General features: G+C 40.6%; 24 protein-coding genes and 1 pseudogene. 18 read left to right on the top strand and 7 right to left on the bottom strand.

Features of this window, described 5'->3' with window-relative positions; genetic code table 11:
* Positions 1–50: 50 nt before the first annotated feature.
* Positions 51–242, top strand: coding sequence for a hypothetical protein (locus A3M5_RS26365; RefSeq protein WP_018392552.1), 192 nt, complete (start codon positions 51–53; stop codon positions 240–242).
* A gap of 114 nt (positions 243–356) precedes the next feature.
* Here A3M5_RS26365 and A3M5_RS0104405 read toward each other — a convergent pair whose 3' ends face one another.
* From A3M5_RS0104405 to A3M5_RS0104415, 3 genes are all read right to left on the bottom strand, one after another.
* The gene (locus A3M5_RS0104405; RefSeq protein WP_155894664.1) at positions 357–590 is read right to left on the bottom strand and encodes a hypothetical protein; all 234 of its coding nucleotides are present in this window, start codon (positions 588–590) and stop codon (positions 357–359) included.
* A gap of 129 nt (positions 591–719) precedes the next feature.
* Positions 720–860 carry a hypothetical protein gene (locus tag A3M5_RS25700; RefSeq protein WP_018392554.1) on the bottom strand — a complete coding sequence of 47 codons (141 nt, stop codon included), beginning with the start codon at positions 858–860 and terminating at the stop codon, positions 720–722.
* Between the two features lie 124 nt (positions 861–984).
* The gene (locus tag A3M5_RS0104415; RefSeq protein ID WP_018392555.1) at positions 985–1,218 is read right to left on the bottom strand and encodes a hypothetical protein; all 234 of its coding nucleotides are present in this window, start codon (positions 1,216–1,218) and stop codon (positions 985–987) included.
* Between the two features lie 509 nt (positions 1,219–1,727).
* Here A3M5_RS0104415 and A3M5_RS25970 point away from each other — a divergent pair.
* The 8 genes and pseudogenes from A3M5_RS25970 to A3M5_RS0104460 form a co-directional block, all read left to right on the top strand.
* A pseudogene (locus tag A3M5_RS25970) lies at positions 1,728–1,829 on the top strand (competence protein ComG); the annotation flags it as partial.
* A gap of 971 nt (positions 1,830–2,800) precedes the next feature.
* A complete protein-coding gene (locus tag A3M5_RS0104420; protein WP_016131412.1) occupies positions 2,801–3,121 on the top strand; it encodes a PadR family transcriptional regulator in 321 nt (106 codons plus the stop codon).
* A 71-nt stretch (positions 3,122–3,192) separates the two neighbouring features.
* The gene (locus A3M5_RS0104425) at positions 3,193–3,546 is read left to right on the top strand and encodes a DUF1048 domain-containing protein (RefSeq protein WP_018392557.1); all 354 of its coding nucleotides are present in this window, start codon (positions 3,193–3,195) and stop codon (positions 3,544–3,546) included.
* 200 nt (positions 3,547–3,746) lie between these two features.
* Positions 3,747–4,508 carry an ABC transporter ATP-binding protein gene (locus tag A3M5_RS0104430; protein WP_018392558.1) on the top strand — a complete coding sequence of 254 codons (762 nt, stop codon included), beginning with the start codon at positions 3,747–3,749 and terminating at the stop codon, positions 4,506–4,508.
* Entirely contained in the window at positions 4,509–5,258 is a 750-nt protein-coding gene (locus tag A3M5_RS0104435) for an ABC transporter permease (protein ID WP_018392559.1), read from the top strand.
* Between the two features lie 10 nt (positions 5,259–5,268).
* Positions 5,269–5,496, top strand: a complete 228-nt coding sequence (locus A3M5_RS22220; RefSeq protein ID WP_018392560.1) for a carboxymuconolactone decarboxylase family protein — start codon at positions 5,269–5,271, stop codon at positions 5,494–5,496.
* Between the two features lie 1,146 nt (positions 5,497–6,642).
* Positions 6,643–6,834: a hypothetical protein gene (locus A3M5_RS0104450; RefSeq protein WP_018392562.1), complete on the top strand. Its 192-nt coding sequence runs from the start codon at positions 6,643–6,645 to the stop codon at positions 6,832–6,834.
* 798 nt (positions 6,835–7,632) lie between these two features.
* The gene (locus tag A3M5_RS0104460; protein ID WP_018392564.1) at positions 7,633–8,082 is read left to right on the top strand and encodes a DinB family protein; all 450 of its coding nucleotides are present in this window, start codon (positions 7,633–7,635) and stop codon (positions 8,080–8,082) included.
* Positions 8,083–8,739: 657 nt separating this feature from the next.
* Here A3M5_RS0104460 and A3M5_RS0104475 read toward each other — a convergent pair.
* Entirely contained in the window at positions 8,740–9,102 is a 363-nt protein-coding gene (locus A3M5_RS0104475; RefSeq protein ID WP_018392566.1) for a winged helix-turn-helix transcriptional regulator, read from the bottom strand.
* A gap of 233 nt (positions 9,103–9,335) precedes the next feature.
* Between A3M5_RS0104475 and A3M5_RS0104480 the strand changes: the two genes are divergently transcribed.
* The 3 genes from A3M5_RS0104480 to A3M5_RS25165 all read left to right on the top strand — a co-directional run bounded on the left by A3M5_RS0104480 (position 9,336) and on the right by A3M5_RS25165 (position 11,747).
* On the top strand, positions 9,336–10,175 hold the full coding sequence (locus tag A3M5_RS0104480) for a pirin family protein (protein ID WP_018392567.1): 840 nt from the start codon (positions 9,336–9,338) through the stop codon (positions 10,173–10,175).
* Between the two features lie 44 nt (positions 10,176–10,219).
* On the top strand, positions 10,220–11,419 hold the full coding sequence (locus tag A3M5_RS0104485) for an MFS transporter (RefSeq protein WP_018392568.1): 1,200 nt from the start codon (positions 10,220–10,222) through the stop codon (positions 11,417–11,419).
* 187 nt (positions 11,420–11,606) lie between these two features.
* A complete protein-coding gene (locus tag A3M5_RS25165) occupies positions 11,607–11,747 on the top strand; it encodes a hypothetical protein (protein WP_018392569.1) in 141 nt (46 codons plus the stop codon).
* 103 nt (positions 11,748–11,850) lie between these two features.
* Here A3M5_RS25165 and A3M5_RS0104495 read toward each other — a convergent pair whose 3' ends face one another.
* Positions 11,851–12,078: a hypothetical protein gene (locus A3M5_RS0104495; protein ID WP_018392570.1), complete on the bottom strand. Its 228-nt coding sequence runs from the start codon at positions 12,076–12,078 to the stop codon at positions 11,851–11,853.
* A 475-nt stretch (positions 12,079–12,553) separates the two neighbouring features.
* Here A3M5_RS0104495 and A3M5_RS0104505 point away from each other — a divergent pair, with 475 nt between their 5' ends.
* A complete protein-coding gene (locus tag A3M5_RS0104505; protein ID WP_018392572.1) occupies positions 12,554–12,766 on the top strand; it encodes an XtrA/YqaO family protein in 213 nt (70 codons plus the stop codon).
* Between the two features lie 165 nt (positions 12,767–12,931).
* Here the strand turns inward: A3M5_RS0104505 and A3M5_RS0104510 are convergent, their stop codons facing one another.
* Entirely contained in the window at positions 12,932–13,465 is a 534-nt protein-coding gene (locus A3M5_RS0104510) for a GNAT family N-acetyltransferase (protein WP_018392573.1), read from the bottom strand.
* 445 nt (positions 13,466–13,910) lie between these two features.
* Between A3M5_RS0104510 and A3M5_RS23625 the strand changes: the two genes are divergently transcribed.
* The 5 genes from A3M5_RS23625 to A3M5_RS0104535 are packed head-to-tail and all read left to right on the top strand — an operon-like array spanning position 13,911 to position 18,275.
* Positions 13,911–15,482 carry a DNRLRE domain-containing protein gene (locus tag A3M5_RS23625; RefSeq protein ID WP_018392574.1) on the top strand — a complete coding sequence of 524 codons (1,572 nt, stop codon included), beginning with the start codon at positions 13,911–13,913 and terminating at the stop codon, positions 15,480–15,482.
* A 33-nt stretch (positions 15,483–15,515) separates the two neighbouring features.
* Positions 15,516–16,079 (top strand): hypothetical protein, encoded by a 564-nt coding sequence (locus tag A3M5_RS0104520; protein WP_018392575.1) that lies wholly within the window; start codon positions 15,516–15,518, stop codon positions 16,077–16,079.
* Between the two features lie 19 nt (positions 16,080–16,098).
* On the top strand, positions 16,099–16,470 hold the full coding sequence (locus tag A3M5_RS0104525; protein WP_018392576.1) for a hypothetical protein: 372 nt from the start codon (positions 16,099–16,101) through the stop codon (positions 16,468–16,470).
* Positions 16,471–16,507: 37 nt separating this feature from the next.
* Positions 16,508–17,896: a hypothetical protein gene (locus A3M5_RS0104530; RefSeq protein WP_018392577.1), complete on the top strand. Its 1,389-nt coding sequence runs from the start codon at positions 16,508–16,510 to the stop codon at positions 17,894–17,896.
* 31 nt (positions 17,897–17,927) lie between these two features.
* Positions 17,928–18,275, top strand: coding sequence for a hypothetical protein (locus A3M5_RS0104535; RefSeq protein WP_018392578.1), 348 nt, complete (start codon positions 17,928–17,930; stop codon positions 18,273–18,275).
* A gap of 406 nt (positions 18,276–18,681) precedes the next feature.
* On the opposite strand, the gene A3M5_RS0104540 is transcribed toward A3M5_RS0104535, so the two are convergent.
* The gene (locus tag A3M5_RS0104540; RefSeq protein WP_094777205.1) at positions 18,682–19,329 is read right to left on the bottom strand and encodes a 2OG-Fe(II) oxygenase; all 648 of its coding nucleotides are present in this window, start codon (positions 19,327–19,329) and stop codon (positions 18,682–18,684) included.
* Positions 19,330–19,363: the final 34 nt, after the last annotated feature.

A 19,363-nucleotide genomic window follows, 5' to 3' on the forward strand; every position in this document is an offset into this window, starting at 1 on the left:
ATAGAGTCAATTAATCATACTAAACACTACTAAAGTTAAGGAGGATCGATATGAGCGATTTTGCAGAAACACCGGAAGAAACACCAGTAAAACCACTGGAAGAAACACCAACAGAACCACCAGTGGAGACACCGATAAAACCCCCGGAAGAAACACCAACAGAACCACCAGTGGAGACACCGATAAAACCCCCGGCGGAAACACCAACAGAACCACCGACAAAGGATAAACCAAATAAATAATTATTTTAATTTGAAACTTTTAAGCCCCCTATCTGTTATTGATGGCGGGACTTTTTTTATTGGATCAAATTGATCAATTAAGCTAACGATACAAAAAAGACCAGCCTCAGCCAGTCATCCTTGCTCAGTCATCACCATTGGCAAAACATCAACCGTCAGTTCTTGCCAATCTTCAAAATTAATCTCATCTTCATGAAACCAATTAAAAACACCAAGGTTCCAATCATTATCGTTATCACCGATGCATTTTAAAATCTCACTAAAGAAAAGGGGTTCAGTCACTTCTTTTTCTTGGACATTCCACAATCGAAATAAACCATGAAATTTAACTGCTTCGAGCAATATCAACTTGATCAGCTCCTTTATTTTCATTATAATATCCCTTCAGTAAGCTACTCTAAAGACTAGGTAAATTTAATTTTATATTAACGATAACGAAAAACCCGCCTGCTCATGACGAGTGGGCGGGCGCTTTTTTTATAATTTACCTTTTTTAAATGCTCTTAAGTAACCCATTGACGCTGCATATGCTGCTGTTCTCGGTGGAACGCCTTTTTTCTTTAGTTCGTCCACAGTGTTTTGAATCTTTTGTCCAGGATCCTGGTTTTTGGGGCTCAAATATAATACCTCCTTACTTTTGGCATTGTTAACCATCTTGACTTTTACGAGTTTATAATCAACCCAAACTTAATTTGCCAATGAAAAGAGGTAAGTATGCAAAAAAGACCGGCCGAAACCGATCTTATACCATCATTCCGTTACACATATCATGCACCTGATCTAGTCTAGCCGTTAAGATGTCTGCCTTCACAGGTTCATTAATCTGAGCGCATAATTTTATATAACTCATCATATATATGTCATCCTTGCCATTATCCACGCATTCTTTCCAAAATGCGGCTTGCTGTTTGATTTGGTCTTCATTCAATTTTTCTTTTAAAATTGTACCCTCGTTAAAAAACAATCCATTAATCATAAATATCACCTCTAACGCTAATATACCCAATAAATAAGACAGGCGTTTTACAGTTCTATTACATTTCTATAACTTTCCAGTAAAGGAAGTAAAATACGATTGCTTTTTTGTTGATCTAAGAATGTTTGTTCGCTGTAATAAAGTGAAGAAAGAGGCTGTAAAATGAAGAGATGATTGCTTACGTCGAAAGAAGAGAATTTGCCGATTGAGATCATGTACATGGCTGCGGATAATACGATCACCGACGTATTATCGTCACGGGTATGGACGACAATTATATTAATGCTTATTGCTTTACGGGAAAACAGAAGAGGATGTTTAAGCTGGAGAACATTTTAGAAGTTGCCAAACTACGTCAAAGACAACAAGAAGCAACGTGAGGTTAGCTTTCTATATGAAGATATTCGTCTAAGAAGTCCTTTTATGTAAAGGGCTTTTTTATATTTCAATATTATATAGAAGAAACACGATATCCCTCCAAATTAGAGGTTATCCCCCTTATTATTGAAATGATGATTGTTTTACTTGTTATTACCGTCTTATTGTTCATTGCGATTCCGAATGTAGCAAAACAAAGCCAGAACATCAATGCAAAAGGCTGCGATGCTTTTGCGCATATAAACGCATACAAAAGCAGGTATCATAGAAGCCTAGCGGGGAGCGGATTCAAGTAACGGCGAATTACTAGTGAAATTTCATAATGGGACTGAAAAACAATTAAACGTATTTTAATCAGAATTTAAGATGATCGCTTTGGTTTATAAAGCAAGAACGATCATACGTATATAAAGACTGTTGTTGATTTTCTTATTGAACTAACGGGGCAGGATAGTTCAAGAAGGAATGATAGGTAAATATATAGGGGTTCAGCCGAGATACGTGTAAAAATGGGTCATAGGCTTACTTTTATTTCCATATCTACGATATACAAAAAAATTAAAGAAACACGAATTTTATAGGGTAAGATATTTTTTGGAAGTAAAAACCTTGATTATTCTGCTTAGTGTAAAAAAATCAAGGTTTTTTATTTGTAGAGTGACAATAAAGTTATTTAATTTTTGATGTAGATTACTTCACCGCACTTAAAAATATAACAATAAAGTCGTTTAAATCTAAGAGTTATTTCATAATCGCGCCCGATAGTGGAAAAGTGAAGAACGCGAAGGAGTTACATTAATAATCCTCAGCTATTTTACTAATACAGCTGCTGGATGGGAATGATCCGCGGTGTAATCATTTTGAAAGAAGCATAGGAGGAAGTAAAAGCTCCATAAAGAAAATCGGCTGTATCCAATGGGGATAGCTGGTTTTAAAAATATTTAGAAAATCCAGTTGACAGTCCACCTACTACGTGTTACGGTATACCTGTAGTAGGTCACACTGGATATCAACACCACTGAATAGTTAGGTTGCAAAAATATTTTTAAGAAAAATAGCTGACACCTCTGCTACTCGGTGTTACAATGTACATGTAATAAGTAATACTTAATAGCGTGATTTCCCAAAAGCTATTCAGTAAAAATTTCCCTTAGTACTAAGTTATACTGAATATAAGTCAGACAAAATAGAGGAGGCTCTGAAAATGGAAAATTTAACTGAAATGCTGAAGGGTTCGCTGGAAGGCTGCGTACTGGAAATCATCAGCCGCCATGAAACCTATGGCTACGAGATTACCCGCCGCCTGAACGAGCTTGGGTTTACTGAAGTCGTGGAAGGGACGGTCTACACCATCCTCGTGCGATTAGAAAAGAAAAAACTGGTGAACATAGAAAAGAAACCGTCAGATATGGGGCCGCCCCGCAAGTTTTACTCACTTAATGAGGCTGGCCGCCAGGAACTTGAATTGTTTTGGAAAAAATGGGATTTTGTATCATCAAAAATCAACGTCTTGAAGTCAATCTAGCTTCATAAGATATTCCGTACGATATTTTTGGAGTGTCTTGTTCAGCTTTATAAAAAAGGAGGAAAAATAACATGATGGAAATGTTCAAAAAAATGATTGGTGATAAAAAAGAGTACAAGATGATGATGGCACGGGTTGAAGCCCTGCCAGAGGACTACCAGTTTGTATTTAAGAAAATTCAAAACTACATGTGGAATTTCTCAGCGGGCAGCGGGATGGATATGCTACACATGCAGTATGAATTAATCGAGTTGTTCGAAGCCGGTGCGGCGGAAGGCAGACCAGTGCTAGAAATCACTGGGGACGACGTGGCGTCCTTTGCCGACGAACTAGTGGCAAACGCTAAAACCTATGTCGCCAAGTATCGTGAAGATTTGAATCAGAGTATCATGAAGCGATTGGGAAAAAATAAATTCAATAGATAATACCGACTGAATAGCTGGTTACAAATGTGAATTGCCACCTTCGCTATTCAGTTATATTTTCAACTCGGTAATAAGTTATACAGATTATCAGTCAGACTAAATAGAAGGGTATAGGCAATCTAGCTCCGCAAGGCGCTCGACCGGATAATTACGGATCTCGCAAGCGGCCTTGCTGCGCTTTTTATAAGGAGGAAAAAAGTATGAGCAATGCAGCGATTTCTGTAAAAGGGTTAAAAAAATCCTTTAAAGACAAGGAAGTCTTAAGGGGGGTGGATTTTGAGGTGCGGCGTGGCGAAATTTTCGCACTGCTGGGTTCAAATGGAGCGGGCAAGACGACGACGGTCAACATCCTCTCGACGCTGATGAAGGCCGATGGCGGCGAAGTAGGTATTTGCGGCTTTGACGTCCAGCGTCAACCGGATCATGTTCGCCAGAGCATCAGCCTGACAGGGCAGTTCGCAGTTTTAGACGGCATGCTCACCGGGCGGGAAAACCTGATGATGATCGCCAAGTTGCGGGGAGTTTCCAGTCCCGCTCAAGTCGCCGACAATCTGCTTGCAAGATTCAGCCTGACCGATGCGGCCAACCGCCGGGCGGAAAAATATTCCGGCGGGATGAAGCGCCGGCTTGACATCGCCATGAGCCTGATCGGGACGCCAGCAGTCATTTTTCTCGACGAACCGACGACAGGGCTTGACCCCGAAGCGCGGATTGAAGTCTGGGATACCGTCAAGGAGCTTGCCGGCGGCGGCACGACCATCTTGCTGACGACCCAGTACCTGGAGGAAGCCGAACAACTGGCGGACCGTATCGCCATCCTGCATGGCGGAAAAATCATCTCGACCGGGACCCTTACCGAACTCAAGGAGATGTTCCCGCCAGCGAAAGTGGAGTACATCGAGAAGCAGCCGACATTGGAGGAAATTTTCCTCGCGATCATCGGTAAAAAGGAGGAGATGTAAATGAAAAACAAAACAGGGGTATTACTAGGGCGTTTAATGCGTAACATCATGCGCAGCCCGGATACAATTATCGCGGTGGCGATTACGCCGATTATGATGCTGCTGTTGTTTGTCTACGTATTTGGCGGCGCCATAGAGACAGGCACGGACAACTACGTCAATTATTTATTGCCGGGAATCTTGCTGATGGCTATCGCATCCGGTGTCGCTTACACTTCCGTGCGGCTGTTTACGGATGTAAAGAGCGGGCTGATGGCGCGTTTCATTACCATGCCCATCAAGCGCTCGTCGGTATTGTGGGCTCACGTGTTGACCTCGATTGTTTCCAATGCGCTTACTGTCGTGGTGGTTATCCTCGTCGCGCTCTTGATGGGCTTCCGTTCCAGCGCTGATATCCTGGATTGGCTCGCGGTAGCTGGGATACTCGGGCTGTTTACGCTGGCGCTGACATGGCTGGCGGTCATTCCCGGATTGACAGCGGGGTCTATGGAAGGGGCGACAGCCTACTCGTACCCGCTGATTTTCCTGCCGTTTATCAGTTCGGCCTTTGTCCCCACCGAAACCATGCCTAAAATTGTCCGTGCGTTCGCTGAGAACCAGCCCGTGACTTCAATCGTGAATGCGATTCGTGCCCTCTTGTATGAAGGGTCTGTTGGCAACGGTATCTGGATCGCGCTTGCCTGGTGCGTCGGCATCATGGTCATCGCTTACTTCTTCGCCAGTAAAGAATTTAAACGCCAGTTAGGGTAAGTACACCATTATGGGATTAGCCATATCAATAGTCAGCCGCTGCGATGAATGCATTTGCTATCACATGGAAGGCTGCTTAAATACCGGGGCAACCATCGATGAAATCATGGAAACCCTCAAAATTGGTGTGATTGATGGCGGCTCGATCACTTATCCCAACGCGAGGTTTGCCATGCATGCTTTAGAAGAATTTACAGCGGGTAGTGCTCTTTCGCAGGAGGAGAAATTAAAAGAATAAAGCCCATAGATATTATTGACAGTAAAAGAGTAGATTCCGAGGCAAAACCGCTTTGGTAATCAATGTCATTAACTTAAGGAACTATGGATTACATTTCAGTTGGAATGTGATTCATAGTTTTTTTTCGATTGAAGGAAAAAATTTTAAGGCAGCACGAAAAGAGAGAATTTTTCTCACTTAAATCGGATTTCGAATCCTTCCAAGTCCTCTGAATGAGGGCTTTTTGCTTCACAGTTTGTGTCAACTCTGCAATAAGTCTTATAGAACTAACAGGTTCTTTACTTCAAATAAGGGAGGTTGCTTTCTTTCTTTCTTATTCAACTAACGGGTGCGTTAGTTGAATAAGAATAAAGAAAAAAAGACCAATTTTTTTCGGTCTTTTTTATTTGGCTAAAAATTAACAGAGCCTGTTTATTAAACGTACTTATTTAAGCCATGCCATAAACTAATGTTTGAAAAGCAGAGATCCATATAGATGTAAAGAAAACCTTCTCTTCCTAATAAAAAAGAATATTAGGTGATTTACGGGCAGACAAAGACATCGATATGTCTAGCATCTATTCCAAATGCTCCTGACCCTGGAGGCCAAGTAAAACCTGCAACTGATGTGGCACCAACAAAAACCGGCCAAAACCAAATCTGGGTTCCATTAGTAAGCCATATAGAAGTCCATCGGAAAAGGCAAAGTGCCATGCTTGGTGCATCAATTGCGAAACCTCTTATAGGTTTTACTGGTACTACAGATGGAGGAGGTGTTGAGGGTCTTTGCCCTTGACCAGGTTGACTAGGTTGACTAGGTTGACTAGGCCATAGACCAGGTCCGATAATAGGCCCCTGCCCAGGAAAAGGTGTTGGAAATCGTAGTTGGGTTGGTAGTGTTGTTGGATTAGGGCTACGATAGTAATAATGTGGAACAAAAGGATACATATAATACACATAAAGACCCCTTTTCAAAAAAATTTTCTAACCAGTAATCTCAAAGTGTGAACACTGAATGAACGAAACCATTAATGTTCATGCCCCTATCTCTGGGTATAGAGGGTAGAACTGTTTTTAAATCAGTTTTTAGGTCTTGAGCGTCATAAAATTAATGCTCAAAAGCTTAAGAAATTATATTAGCAACAATAACAAGCATCAATCCAAGTTTTGCAGTCTGGATCATTACAAATTCGGGTACAACACGTAGAGCCAGTTGGACATGCAAAGCCTCGTGATCCACCAGGCGAGGGCATTCCAGGTCTAGGCATTGTTGGTCCAGGCATTGTAGGTATCGAAAAAGTCCCTGTTCCACCAGGTAATGGGAGTATTGGAAACGAAGTTGGAGATCCAGCTCCTTGATCTACTCCAATACATGTTCCATCTGGAAGGCAATGAAATGAACACCTTGATCCTGCTGACTATAAAACACAGGAATTACAGGGATAAAATAGTACAAGTTAATTTCCTCCTTCATAATTAGTATCCATACCATCATACTCCGCTTATTTTATAATGACTGTACAAAAACCATGAGAAAGGGGAAAACCGATCTTTGCTGCTAATAATCATGTACGGGTGAAATATCATTAGTCGGAATAATTTGAGAGGTATATTAGTTGAAGAAGATATACAAAAAAGACCGATTTTGTTTCGGTCTTTTTTCTTTGGTTAAAAATCAACAATAGAATTTAACAGAGCCTGTTTAGTAAACATAATTATTTAAATTATGTCATAAACCCGTGTTTGGCTGTTTGGCTTATTTACATATAAACGCATACAAAAACAAGTATCATAGAAGCTTAGCGGGGAGCAGATTCAATTAACGGTGACTTTTTAATGAAATTACATGATGGAACTGAAACAGAGAGACTATGACGGGCAAGCCTTCAGAAGCACGTGTAGCCTATTTTATGCATAAGGTAGTGTGAAAGATGGGAAAATGGGGAAACGCCTATAGAGGACACAAGCTGCCGCTAGATGATCGCTTTGGTTTATAAAGCAAGAACAATCATATGTATATAAAGACTGATGTTGATTTTCTTATTGAACTAACGGAGCAGTTTAGTGGAAGAAGAATCCTTTTAATTCTCTTGAATAAGTGAGATTATATGGTAAGTTTAAAATGGGGAAAATTGATTTTTAAAAGGGGAAATCCTATTGAAAACTATCCAAAAGATGTATGACCATTTAAATTGGGCTAATCGACGTATTCTTGAAACATTGCAAAGTATTGAAGATGAAAATCAAGAGGGGAATCGTTTATTTTCCCATATACTATTTGGAGAAAGAATATGGATAACTAGATTACAAGGAATGGACAGTTCACGACTGCCCATCTGGTCAAATGTCGATATTGAAGTCTGTGCAGAACTTGTTAGGCAAAATGAAGAGAGCTTCACAGCGTTTCTTACTAATTTAGTAAATGCTGACCTAGATAAATTAATATTCTACACAAATAATAAAGGAACAGAGTTTAAGAATTCTGTACGGGATGTTTTAACTCATGTAGCATTGCATGGTCAATATCATCGAGGACAGATTAACTCACGACTTCGAGCAGATGGTATTGAACCAGTTAATATTGACTTTATTACATTCGTGAGATAGATGTATTCAGGGTAGCCTTGTTCAATACTGAATGGATGGAGAAGTAATAAAGCAATTGCTTTTCGATCAATGATACAGATAGAGGGAAAACCCTTTTATATCAACGGTTTATGCCGCTATTTTGAGTGATACAGTTTACGCTTAAATGGACTAATACAGTCATTTGGGTGGTAAATGGGTGGTAAACTTTATAAAAACACAAAAAAAAGCACCGTTTTGCGCGGTGCTTTTTTTCTATGCCTGCTTATTCTGTTCTTGTTGTAGTGGAGAAAAAAGAGCATCAAGTAAAACGAGGGAAAATTCTTATTTATCAAGGATTTATCCTTAGCGTGAGAAATGTGAAGCTAAAAAAGGATATAGAACCATCAGTTCAGTTTGAGTATATATCTAGTCCGATATTTTAAAGAGGGAATCGCCTACATGAAATGAAGAACTAAAGAAACCGACCTATAACTAAACGGTCTCTTTATTGCCCAAATGCATCAATCCTCCGGCGAATATTTTATCCATATTATACCACATAAAATTATGTGATGATATTCATTCTAATAAGGGTACATTGTCAGGTGCTGGGACTTTCTGTACACTCCTGCCAAATAGCGTGGCGAAGGGGCTGCTCATTGCAGCCCCTCCTGTATTAAAAGTAAGTGTCAAATGTTAACTATTATCATTCTCGAACAGTTGTCGCGATTGTTGCCGTTGCTTTCGTGCCAAATGAGACATTCCCCAGTCATGCATCATATCAAGAACCATTTGGAGCGACTCCCCATATTTGGTCATCGAATATTCAACCTTCGGAGGAACCTGAGGGTAAGTTACCCGCATGATTATTCCCTCCTCCTCCAACTCTCGCAAGTGGGTGGTGAGTACTTTTTGAGAAACGCCGGGCATTACTTTTCGTAATTCATTAAACCTCATCGTCCCGTAATGAAGCAAATGGAGCATTATGGCGATTTTCCACTTGCCCACAATCATATCCAACGTTGTCGCGACTTTACAATTATCCGGTTTTTCATCCATTTTTGGTCCTCCAGCCTGTTGATTATCCTATTGTATCGTAATTTCAATTTTATTACGATTCGACTTGATGTGTAAAGGGCATCCAGAAGCTTTGCTAATCCGCAAGGTTACTTTGAAGATACACGGTTTCATTATTGTGCGTACTTCATAAATCATTCGATTCGTTGCATAATGAATCCACACCGCCTAACACCTTTGTTAGTTAATAAATAATTTACGGAAGGAAGATTATGATGAACAATCTAGATGTATTTAGTCGAGGTATAAAAAGTGTCCGTACCCCTCATTTCCAACGAAATAGCGACATTCATACGATGGCATGGATAGTTGAACCCGGTCATTGGGAAGAGCATGATCCATTTCTGCTCATGGCACATGACCATATGCGCAGCGGAGTGTTTGGCATCCATCCTCATCGCGGAATGGAGACGGTCACTTTTTTGATTGACGGCAACCTTAACCATTATGACAACAAGCATGGAACAGGCGCGCTTCATGCCGGCGACGCGCAATGGATGACTGCGGGCAGAGGCGTTGAACACCTCGAGGACGCGGCAAAGGGCGAGACAGTAAACCTTCTTCAATTGTGGGTGAACATTCCCTCGGGACAGAAGATGTCACCCTCCAGGTATCAGGACTTGCGGAAGACCGATATGCCTGTCATTCATGAAAACGGGGCTGAAATCCGTCTATTTTCCGGGTCACTCGGCGATAAGGCCTCAGATACATTAAATATTGCTCCTGTTACGATGGCTGAGATCAATATGGGGCCAGGCGCAGCCTTCAAGTATGAGCTTCCAGGTTCCTACAACGGGTTTCTGTATATTTTGGAAGGCGAAGGCTCCTTTGGGTCCGATAGCACCGTAGGGAAGCAAGGACAGGTATTATGGATGGGATCTGCGGGAACTGCCGAGCGGAGCGAAATAAAGATCGAAGCACGCAGCAGTATGCGTGTCATGTTGTATGCCGGCGAGCCGATTCGCGAGCCTGTCGTTGCAAGAGGCCCTTTCGTCATGAACACCGAGCAAGAGATCATACAGGCTTATCGCGATTATAACGATGGTAAATTTTAAATTGAAATTTATAATAACATCCTAAAGGAGAGTATGGAATTTTCATGGAAAAAAAATATATTCTAATGATAATAGCTTTATTTGTTGCATCATTGAACTTGCGTCCGGCAATTAACTCGATCGCACCAATGCTCGAAACGATTAGAACCAGCTTAGGAATGAACGCCTCCGTAGCGAGTTTGCTGACCTCGATTCCTGTTCTTTGCATGGGCCTCTTCGCTCCTGTAGCCGTAAAGTTCAGCGGAAAATGGGGTATTGAGCGGGTATTGGGATGGTCGCTGCTTGTCATCGGAGTCGGTACTATTCTTAGGTTCTTCACGAATTCGGTCTCATTTTTGCTTATTACCGCATTTATCGCGGGTATAGGGATTGCATTTGCAGGACCGCTTCTTCCCGGATTTATTAAGCGCCACTTTCCTAAGCATGTGCCCTCGATGATTGCGATATACACGGTTGCGCTTACTCTGGGAGCAGCACTAAGCTCGAGCTTGATCGTGCCGATGCAGAATAGTATGAACTCTTGGCAGAGCGCGCTCGGGATATGGGCGGTAATCGCATTCGTCGCAGTGCTGTTATGGTGGTTGTTCGTTATGCGGCATATTAGACCGCAAGATCATCCCACTTCAACCGGCACGAAGATGAGAATGCCATGGACAAATAAGAAAGCGTGGCTACTTACACTGACGTTCGGCTTGATGGCCATGCTATTCTATTCATTCACAGCTTGGTTGCCAGACATTATTCAAGGGATGGGCTATAGTAAGTCCTACGCTGCAAGCGTGCTTACGATTTTCGTCGTTGTTCAGATTCCGGTAAGCCTTGTTCTGCCGATCTTGCTTCGCAAATTCCCTTCCCGTCGCCTTTGGCTAATGGTTGCAGCGCTGTTGGAACTCGTCGGGCTTGTGATGCTTGCGTGTTCCATTGAACCGTGGGTTGCCACGATCTTTATTGGTGTAGGCGCCGGCGGGTTGTTTTCTCTCAATCTACTACTGCCTTTGGACGCTACCGACAATCCGCAGGAGGCGGCTGCTTGGTCGGCCATGACTCAATCAGCCGGCTATGTGATCGGGGCAACCGGCCCCCTTATTCTTGGCTGGATTCACGATGCGACGGATAGCTTTTCAACAGCAATAGCGGGGCTGATTGTAATTAACGTAGTGATGATGGTCGTGCAGATTGCCGCTACTACCATAAAAAGAAAACAACAATCGGGAGAAATTAATCGCAATCATAGAATATCGTAAGCCAACCTTATGGGACACAAATTTAGTGTTTTACGAAAACTATAGAAAAGAGACTATGATTTCTTTTAGAAAATAATTATTACCTAACGAAAAAATCAAAAGACACTGAATGACGCATTACGTTTTGTTTAGTGTTTCTTTTTCTTATTACAAGGGTAGGTAGAAGCAGATGGGGATTAGGTGGTAGATGGGTGGTGAACTTTATAAAAGTACAGAAAAGCACCGTTTTTGCGCGGTGCTTTTTTCTATGCCTGCTTATTTTGTTCTTGGTGTACGGGGGAAAAAGAGCATCAAGTTTACTGGCAGCACGTTCATCCGCTTCCTGTAAATAATGGCTGTAAATATTCATCTCCTTTTTTTCTATTATATAAAGAGAAGGCGTGACTCATTGTATAAAGGTTATGTAAATAAAAAAGACCAGCCGCAGCCAGTCATCCTTGATCATTAATTACCATTGGGAAAATTTGAACCTTCATTTCCTTCCAGTTATCAAAATTAATTTCCTCTTCATGATACCAATCCAACATACCAGGATCCCAATCATTACCGTCATCAACAAGCCAATTTAAAATCTCACTGAAAAAAAGAGCATCGGTCACTATTTTCTCTTGAGCAGTCCATAATTGAAATAAACAATGAAATTTAACTGCTTTGAGCAATATTAACTTGACCAGCTCCTTTTCTCCTCTTTCACTTCATTATATATGCTGGATAATATGGTGTAAAACGGTATATATGTAAAGATTAGCGAAAGTAAATAAGCGAAAGTCTGTTCTTTTTGTTTGGTTATAAAGCATATGTTCGTTAAAATTGTAAAAAAGAAGGGAGCATCTGAAATGAACGGAATATTACTTACGTCGAGAGAAGAGAAATTGCCGATTAAATCATGGTGATATTCTTCTGATTGGAGAGGGGGCTAAAGGAGATGACTGGGCAAGTGATCGTTTCACAGCTGACACCAGAGCAGCTGGGGAATTATAAAAAGCGTCTTGATCAGAAACGGCCGCGCTATTAGAAAGGTGAAAAGCCACGTGATTGGCGATGGCCGCAAAATAGAAAAAAGGCAGAGCAACAGCGCCCCGCCCCAACAAACTAGTTAATTACATTATACCGAAAATCATGGGGTGAAGAACAGTGGCGAAACGTGAAATTAAAGAAGTTGAACTGCAAGATGATTTATCCATCACTGAACAAATGGAGCCTGATAAAGTTGTTGTCATCGTCATGGATGGTGTATACGGCGATGTTCGGAAATTCGAAGCAGCTGAACATGGCAAAACGGTTATTGAGACATCGAAAGGCAAGTTTGCAAAAGCGTACTGGGATGAAAGCACGTTTGCAAGGTGAAAAGCCGGATGTGCAGCCGGACAGCTGCGAATTCATTAATACTGTACGTGATTAGAAACAATAAAGTCGTTTAATTTTGATTAACAAATGACACAAACTGTGAATTATTTATCAAGCATTCTACAAAAAAGTCTCTATCTTTAAAAAATAGAGACTGAAAAATGGTTAATCTGTTTTAAGTCTTGAGTAAGTATTAAGATCAATAAATCTATCTTTAGATTTCTCGCTTTTTCTAAGTGTAGCTTCAAATGTAAAGCCTAATTTTTGCAGTACTTTAATTGAATTAAGGTTTTCAGGTTCAACTTTAGCCTCAATTCTAATGAAATTTAAATGTTCAAATGCGTAATCTACCAGACAAGAAACGGCTTCAGTTCCGTAGCCATTACCCCAAAAAGTGCTATCAAGATCATAACCGATTTCTGCTTTCATGTTTTCATAATCAAGTGTATTAAATCCGCATGAGCCAAGGATTTGATTCGTTTTTGCTTCAATGATCGTATAGCGCATAGCCTTGTTTTGAGCAGAAAGTTCATTTAGAAAATTAATCATTTCTTTCGCTTGATTTTCACCTGAAAAGTTCTCGATGTTCATAAATTTTGTAACATCTGGGTTTGACCAAATTTTAAATAAACAGGGGGAATCGGCTTCCGTCATTTTTCTTAAATACAATCTTTCTGTACGTAATAAATCGGTTATCAATATCTTAACCTCCAATTTTAAATTTAATAGTGGATTTAAGTATTGATATCTGCGCATAATTCAGTCCCTTCGAATACTGTGATTTTTCAATTATAACTTAGTTCAAAGATTTTTTAAAAAGATTAATTTAGTCAACAGTACGTTCCAAAAGTAAACAACTTTATAAAATATTATCAAGACCTAAATTATAAAAGTCCTTAAACGACAATGAACAAGGACTGCCAACAATTGGTGGTCCTTGTTTTTGAATTCTAATGTTACTCGCTATTAAAGTAGAATGATTATTGTAGTGAAAATTTATAATTTTTAAATAATTATATTACATTCCGTTTACATTTAGATTTTATAATGAAGAAGGAAACACATTGGTACTAGTTATCTCCTGTCAACGTTGGCGTCAATGTAGCTATTGTGGTAGCCAATATATTATTTAGGAGGAAAGATAATGAATTTGGTACTTAAAAAGAAATGGATGATCATCCTGATCATCTGCGCTTTGTTGTTATCCATGCTTTGGGTATTCACAAGCATGAAAAACAACAACGCCAAAGCTGCAACCACATCGTTCCGCTTTGTAGTTATGGGTGATAGCCGAGGATCAACGGACGGCATCAACAGCAGTACATTGCATTCGTTGCTGCAAAAGGTAAAAGGATTGTCTACACAACCTTCTTTCATCATGTTTACAGGTGACCAAGTACAGGGCGGTTCCGATGTCGGCACAGAATTAACGGATTGGAAAGCGATTGTAGACGATTACTATCCAATCAACCAGTACTACCCTTCCTTAGGAAATCATGAAAATGACGAAACGATTTTTAGTAATGCGTTTACTCATTTGCCGACAGGACAATTGTCCGGCTATCAAAGAACATCGTATTATTTTGACTATGGGAATGCTCGTTTTATTACACTGAACTCCAACCGCAAAGATGCTAACGGCAAGTACGTCGTTGATGCCAACCAACGCGCTTGGCTTGAGAGCGTGCTGCAAAATAACGGTAAAACTCATAACTTTGTACAGTTCCACGTTCCGGCTTATCCGATCGGAGCGCACTACGGAGCTTCCCTTGATGCAAATCCAGCTCAACGCGATGCACTTTGGGATATTTTCGACAAATATAATGTGACAGCTGTATTAGTAGGGCACGAACACAACTATAACCGCCGTGCAATCGACAGCACTTTTAACGGCAACGGTTATACATTTGAAAATTCAATTAATCAGGTGACTATCGGCGGAGGCGGCGCACCGCTTTCTTCCACGAACAGCAATTCAACAAACGTAGTTGTTGGACCGGTAGCAAAGTATAGTTATATGGTTGTGGATATCGCGGATGAGATAGCAACCTTTAAAGTTTATGATGTTAACAATGTCCAAATTGATTCTTTCACGGTAAATAGCAACGGTTCGACACCTCCTCCGGCATCGAATTCAAAATCGTTCCAAAATGGAGTGTTGCCTACAACATCTTATGCAGGCAACTGGGATACTTATATTTCCCAAAACGCCCTGACTACAAATTATGGAAATGTAACAACCCTTCTTGTCGATGGAGACGAGCCTAGCGCCAGCTCGAAGGATGTATCGTCCATTCTGAAATGGGATGTTTCAGCCATTCCTGCAGGAAGCACGGTGACTTCGGCCAACATTACGCTAAATGTGGTTGACCCGAGTACCCAAACATACGAGTTGTATGAAATGAAACGCAACTGGTCGGAAAGCTCTGCGACATGGAATCAATATACATCTGGATCCAATTGGGCTACTGCAGGAGCGAATGGGTCCACTGACAGAGGGGCGACAGTGCTTGGCACAATTACAGCAAGTGCAAACGGAGCCTATACGATCAATTTGAACACGGCAGGTATTGCCCTTGTTCAATCCTGGATCAATAATCCGGCAGTTAACAACGGAATGATTTTGATGGATGGTGCCAATTCTAACGGACTTGACTTTTCTTCAAGCGAAGCGTCGACAACAAGTCAGCGACCAAAGCTCACAGTAAATTATTAAATCCAAAAATTTATAAAGGCGATGACAAAACCTATGAAGCCTATTTTTAATTCGCGTGATTTGGCGATAACGCAGGCGTGCGTTGCCGCCCTTTTTTTTCTTTTGATTCCTTTATTTAATCTAATGGGAATCAGTTCCTACACACTAGCCAGCGTTCTTCACGGATTAGGTGCAACTATTACGGTTATAATCAGCTGTTACAGCCTCCATCAAGTATATCCGCTCCTTCGGGGGAAAAAAGGGTCGGCGGCTAAGCTGGAATTAACGCTATGGTTAACTAATGTTCTTGTCCTTGCGACAATTATTACGGCGAACTGGCTCTATATCGGTTATCGCGCGCCGGACAGTGGGCAGCAGTGGCTTTTACACCATAATCCGCTAGGGCATACGGTGATGATGGAGTTTAAAGAATTCGTCTCTTTATTCCCGCTTCCGTTAGGCGTTGCTGCTGCTTGGATACTGCGCCGTTTTCGTGATCAGCTAAGTGAAGATAGGGGCTTCGCCTCCGTTATAGCCATACTCGTGACGCTCATGTGGATCTGTTTAATAATCGGATTTGTACTTGGCATCGGTTTAGCGAAATTACGGATGGTTTAATTAAAGGAGAACAATTGTCATGGATAAAAAACAAAGAAACACAGGGGAAATTGCGGCCGCAATTCTTGCTATATGCATTGGTTTAATAAGTATGATAGCAAGTCATATATGGAGTGTGGTTGACCAAATCAACTCTCATTTGATACTGCTGAAAATCGGATCCTGGATGCCGGGATGGTGGGGCATCGGGCCCTACGCAGGGAAAGAAACGGTTGGTCTCGTGCTTTGGATTGCAAGCTGGTTCGTTCTTCATTTTATATTCAAACGTACTAACGTATCTTTAAAAGGATGGACATATGGTTTTATTATTATGTTTTCAATAATTATCATCTTTACATGGCCGCCTGTCTATCATGCTATTTGGGGTTGGCTTCCGACGCTGCCATTTTAAACGATGGGATACATTAAAGAGGTTAGGAGTCTTGCCGGTGTCCTTTTTTAAAAAATATAAACTGTCTTCTATGATGCTATTGATGTTAGTCATTATTGCCAGCCCTTTATTTTTGACTAACCTTCCCAAGGAAGGTTCATTAAGTAAAAATACCCCTGAACAAACGGCGTTTCGATTCGGATATATGCTCGATTCGCCAGATCGGGTAAACATTAAGGAATGGTTGGATAAAAACAAGAGCGTTCCTTTTATCGCAGGAGCGGATCGTTTATTTGACAAAAATTCAACCGTGCCCTTGTCAAACTTTTATCCTGTTTTCGACGGTTCTTCTTCGCTGGAGCAATTTAATGCCGTTTATCCTTACCTTCCGTCAGATGCCATTGAAAATTTCGGGAGGTCTGTTTACACGATAGATTATGCGAATACCCGTTTTTTGTTTTTACATGATAAAGCTATCTTAGATTCTGACCATGCAGGCTTAAACTGGGTACAACAAACGGTCATAACAAATAAACAACAGCACTCTGTCGTCTTCATCAATAAAGTCCCGACGTTTCTGTCTTTCTGGGAAACGATGCGTAATTTGAATGTGAATCTCGTCATAACCGAGGATGAAGTATTTGCCCCTGCACACCTAATTGCTCAAGAGCCGTCGGAATTGGGTTTAGGAAAACATCCGGATTGGAGGGTATGGAAGCCGGCGGTGCAATTTACGGATACACAAATGCTTGTGATTGAAGGACAAGGGGAACGATTGAGCGTGAAAGCCGTTGATCGTCAGGGAAATCCACTTGATCAGCTAGAGGAGGATGTTACTTCGATTGAACTCAATGCAAACGAAAATATGCCGACACTAGTAGGTATGAAATCCGTTTGGCGTTATCATCCCGGCGGGAATGATATTCAAAACACGCTTCCCGAAGGATATGACATAACAGGGGAGAATCCGATCACCAAAAGGCTGACTGTGCCACCGGAAGATTGGCGGAGTTCCGAGTATAACGATTCTAATTGGAGTTTAGGCCAAGCACCGTTAGGGCATACGAAAGACAATGAAATGAAACGAGTAATCTATAAAACGTTGCCGGTTATTGCGGAGTCTCCAACGTATTATTTTCGTAAATCGTTTGTTATTAACGAGGATCCGAACCAATTTACAAAACTGCTTCTTCATATGACATATGAGGATGGCTACGTTGTATACCTCAACGGAGAAGAGGTTTCCCGTGATGGGATTCGAACGGGATTATTGATGCATTCATCGTTAGCATTTCATAACGAACCTGCTATTTATCAAAGCAAAGATTTAAATAACCATATTCCTAAGCTTGTTAAAGGAACAAACGTAATTGCTGTTGAAGTTCATCGTAGCCATCCTAAATCGCCTAATTTGCTATTTGATTTAAGCCTATCGTATGAAAAATAATGATAATGAGAAGAGATGAGGTGAACGAGTCATGCGGAAAATCGGTCTGTCAAGATGGGCGATGATATTGCTGCTTAGTGGCTGCAGCTATGCCAATGAACCGAACCAATTGCCATTAATTGCTTTGATTACGACAACGAATCAGCATCTTATTATTCAAAATGGAGATCCTACCGTATGGGAAAATGCAACGATCACCATTGATGACCGTTATACATATCATGCAGAACTGGTTCCTAGGGGGAGTGAGAGTATTCCATATACAAGCTTTATCGATGAAGACGGACAGGCTTTTCATCCTGGACTTTTAAAAATTCGTGAAGTGAAAATTCACGTTCCTAACTTTGCCGGTGATAAAGACGGTACATTTAAGTGGTGACCTTACGTAAAATAATGCATGGCGAGAAGTTAATTCAAAATCGATAAGAAACTAATGTGTGAAGAACTGAATGATATTTCTTTCATTTTTTCTAAGGTGGCAGGAAACTCAACTACAGCAAATTGATTGTTTAGTTTTGTATACTTAACCATTTAGATGCTCTTCTCACTATTGCATAGTTCATACAAATCATGAAAATAATACCACTTAATATGCAAAAATAATACACGCATTTGCGTGTTTATTTTATTTTAAGCTGCGTCGCTTCAGTACTTCCCAAATCTGCCGCATTTCCTCCAGCTGTTCCTCAGGTGCTTCTTTCATCTCTTTGAAGAAGAGTATTGGTTCCGGCTTATTGAAGAATTCACACATCATAAAAGAGAAGGGGAATTATACATAACGCTCATCATAATTTTTGCCTTCTCATCCATTGTGTTGCAACCCACTTTTCACCAGTTATAACTGGTGTTCCACCATGTAAAGTTAGTTCGTTTACGTTTTTATCGTTATAGAAATATTCGAAATACACCGCCGTTCCCTTTTGTGGGGATACTGAAAAATTTAGTTTAGGAAAAAAGGTTTCTCCACCTTGTTCTACATCATTTAAGTACATGACAAGTGTGCTAATTCTATTATTTTTTGCTGCTTTACTTGTTGGTGAAAAAAAATCAAAATGAGCTTTATACTCCTGACCAGGAGTATATTTAAGAATTTGAATACCATCCCCATGTTCAATGGGTATATTCATAATAGATGATATTCTTTTTTCAACTTTGGTAATGATATCGTTTTCATTTTTTTGAAAAAACATGCCACTACTTGTTCTTATCTCATTTACTTCGCGTGCAGTTCCAATTTTTGAACGCTGCATTTTGTCTTTTGATAATGTAATTAGCTCATCACATTCTTCGTCACTCAAAACATTTCCTAAAATGACTATTAGAGGTTCTTCTAATCGAGCGATGATATTAATTTCTCTATCTTCAGTTTGGATATTACTTCCAATGTGATTAAAAATGGTTTGTTCTTTAATAGTTGATTGTTTACTATCCATTATCAACTTTCATCAGCCCCTTAAAAGATTTAAT

This window comes from Bacillus sp. 37MA, from assembly GCF_000372765.1.
GTDB lineage: Bacteria > Bacillota > Bacilli > Bacillales > Domibacillaceae > Domibacillus > Domibacillus aminovorans.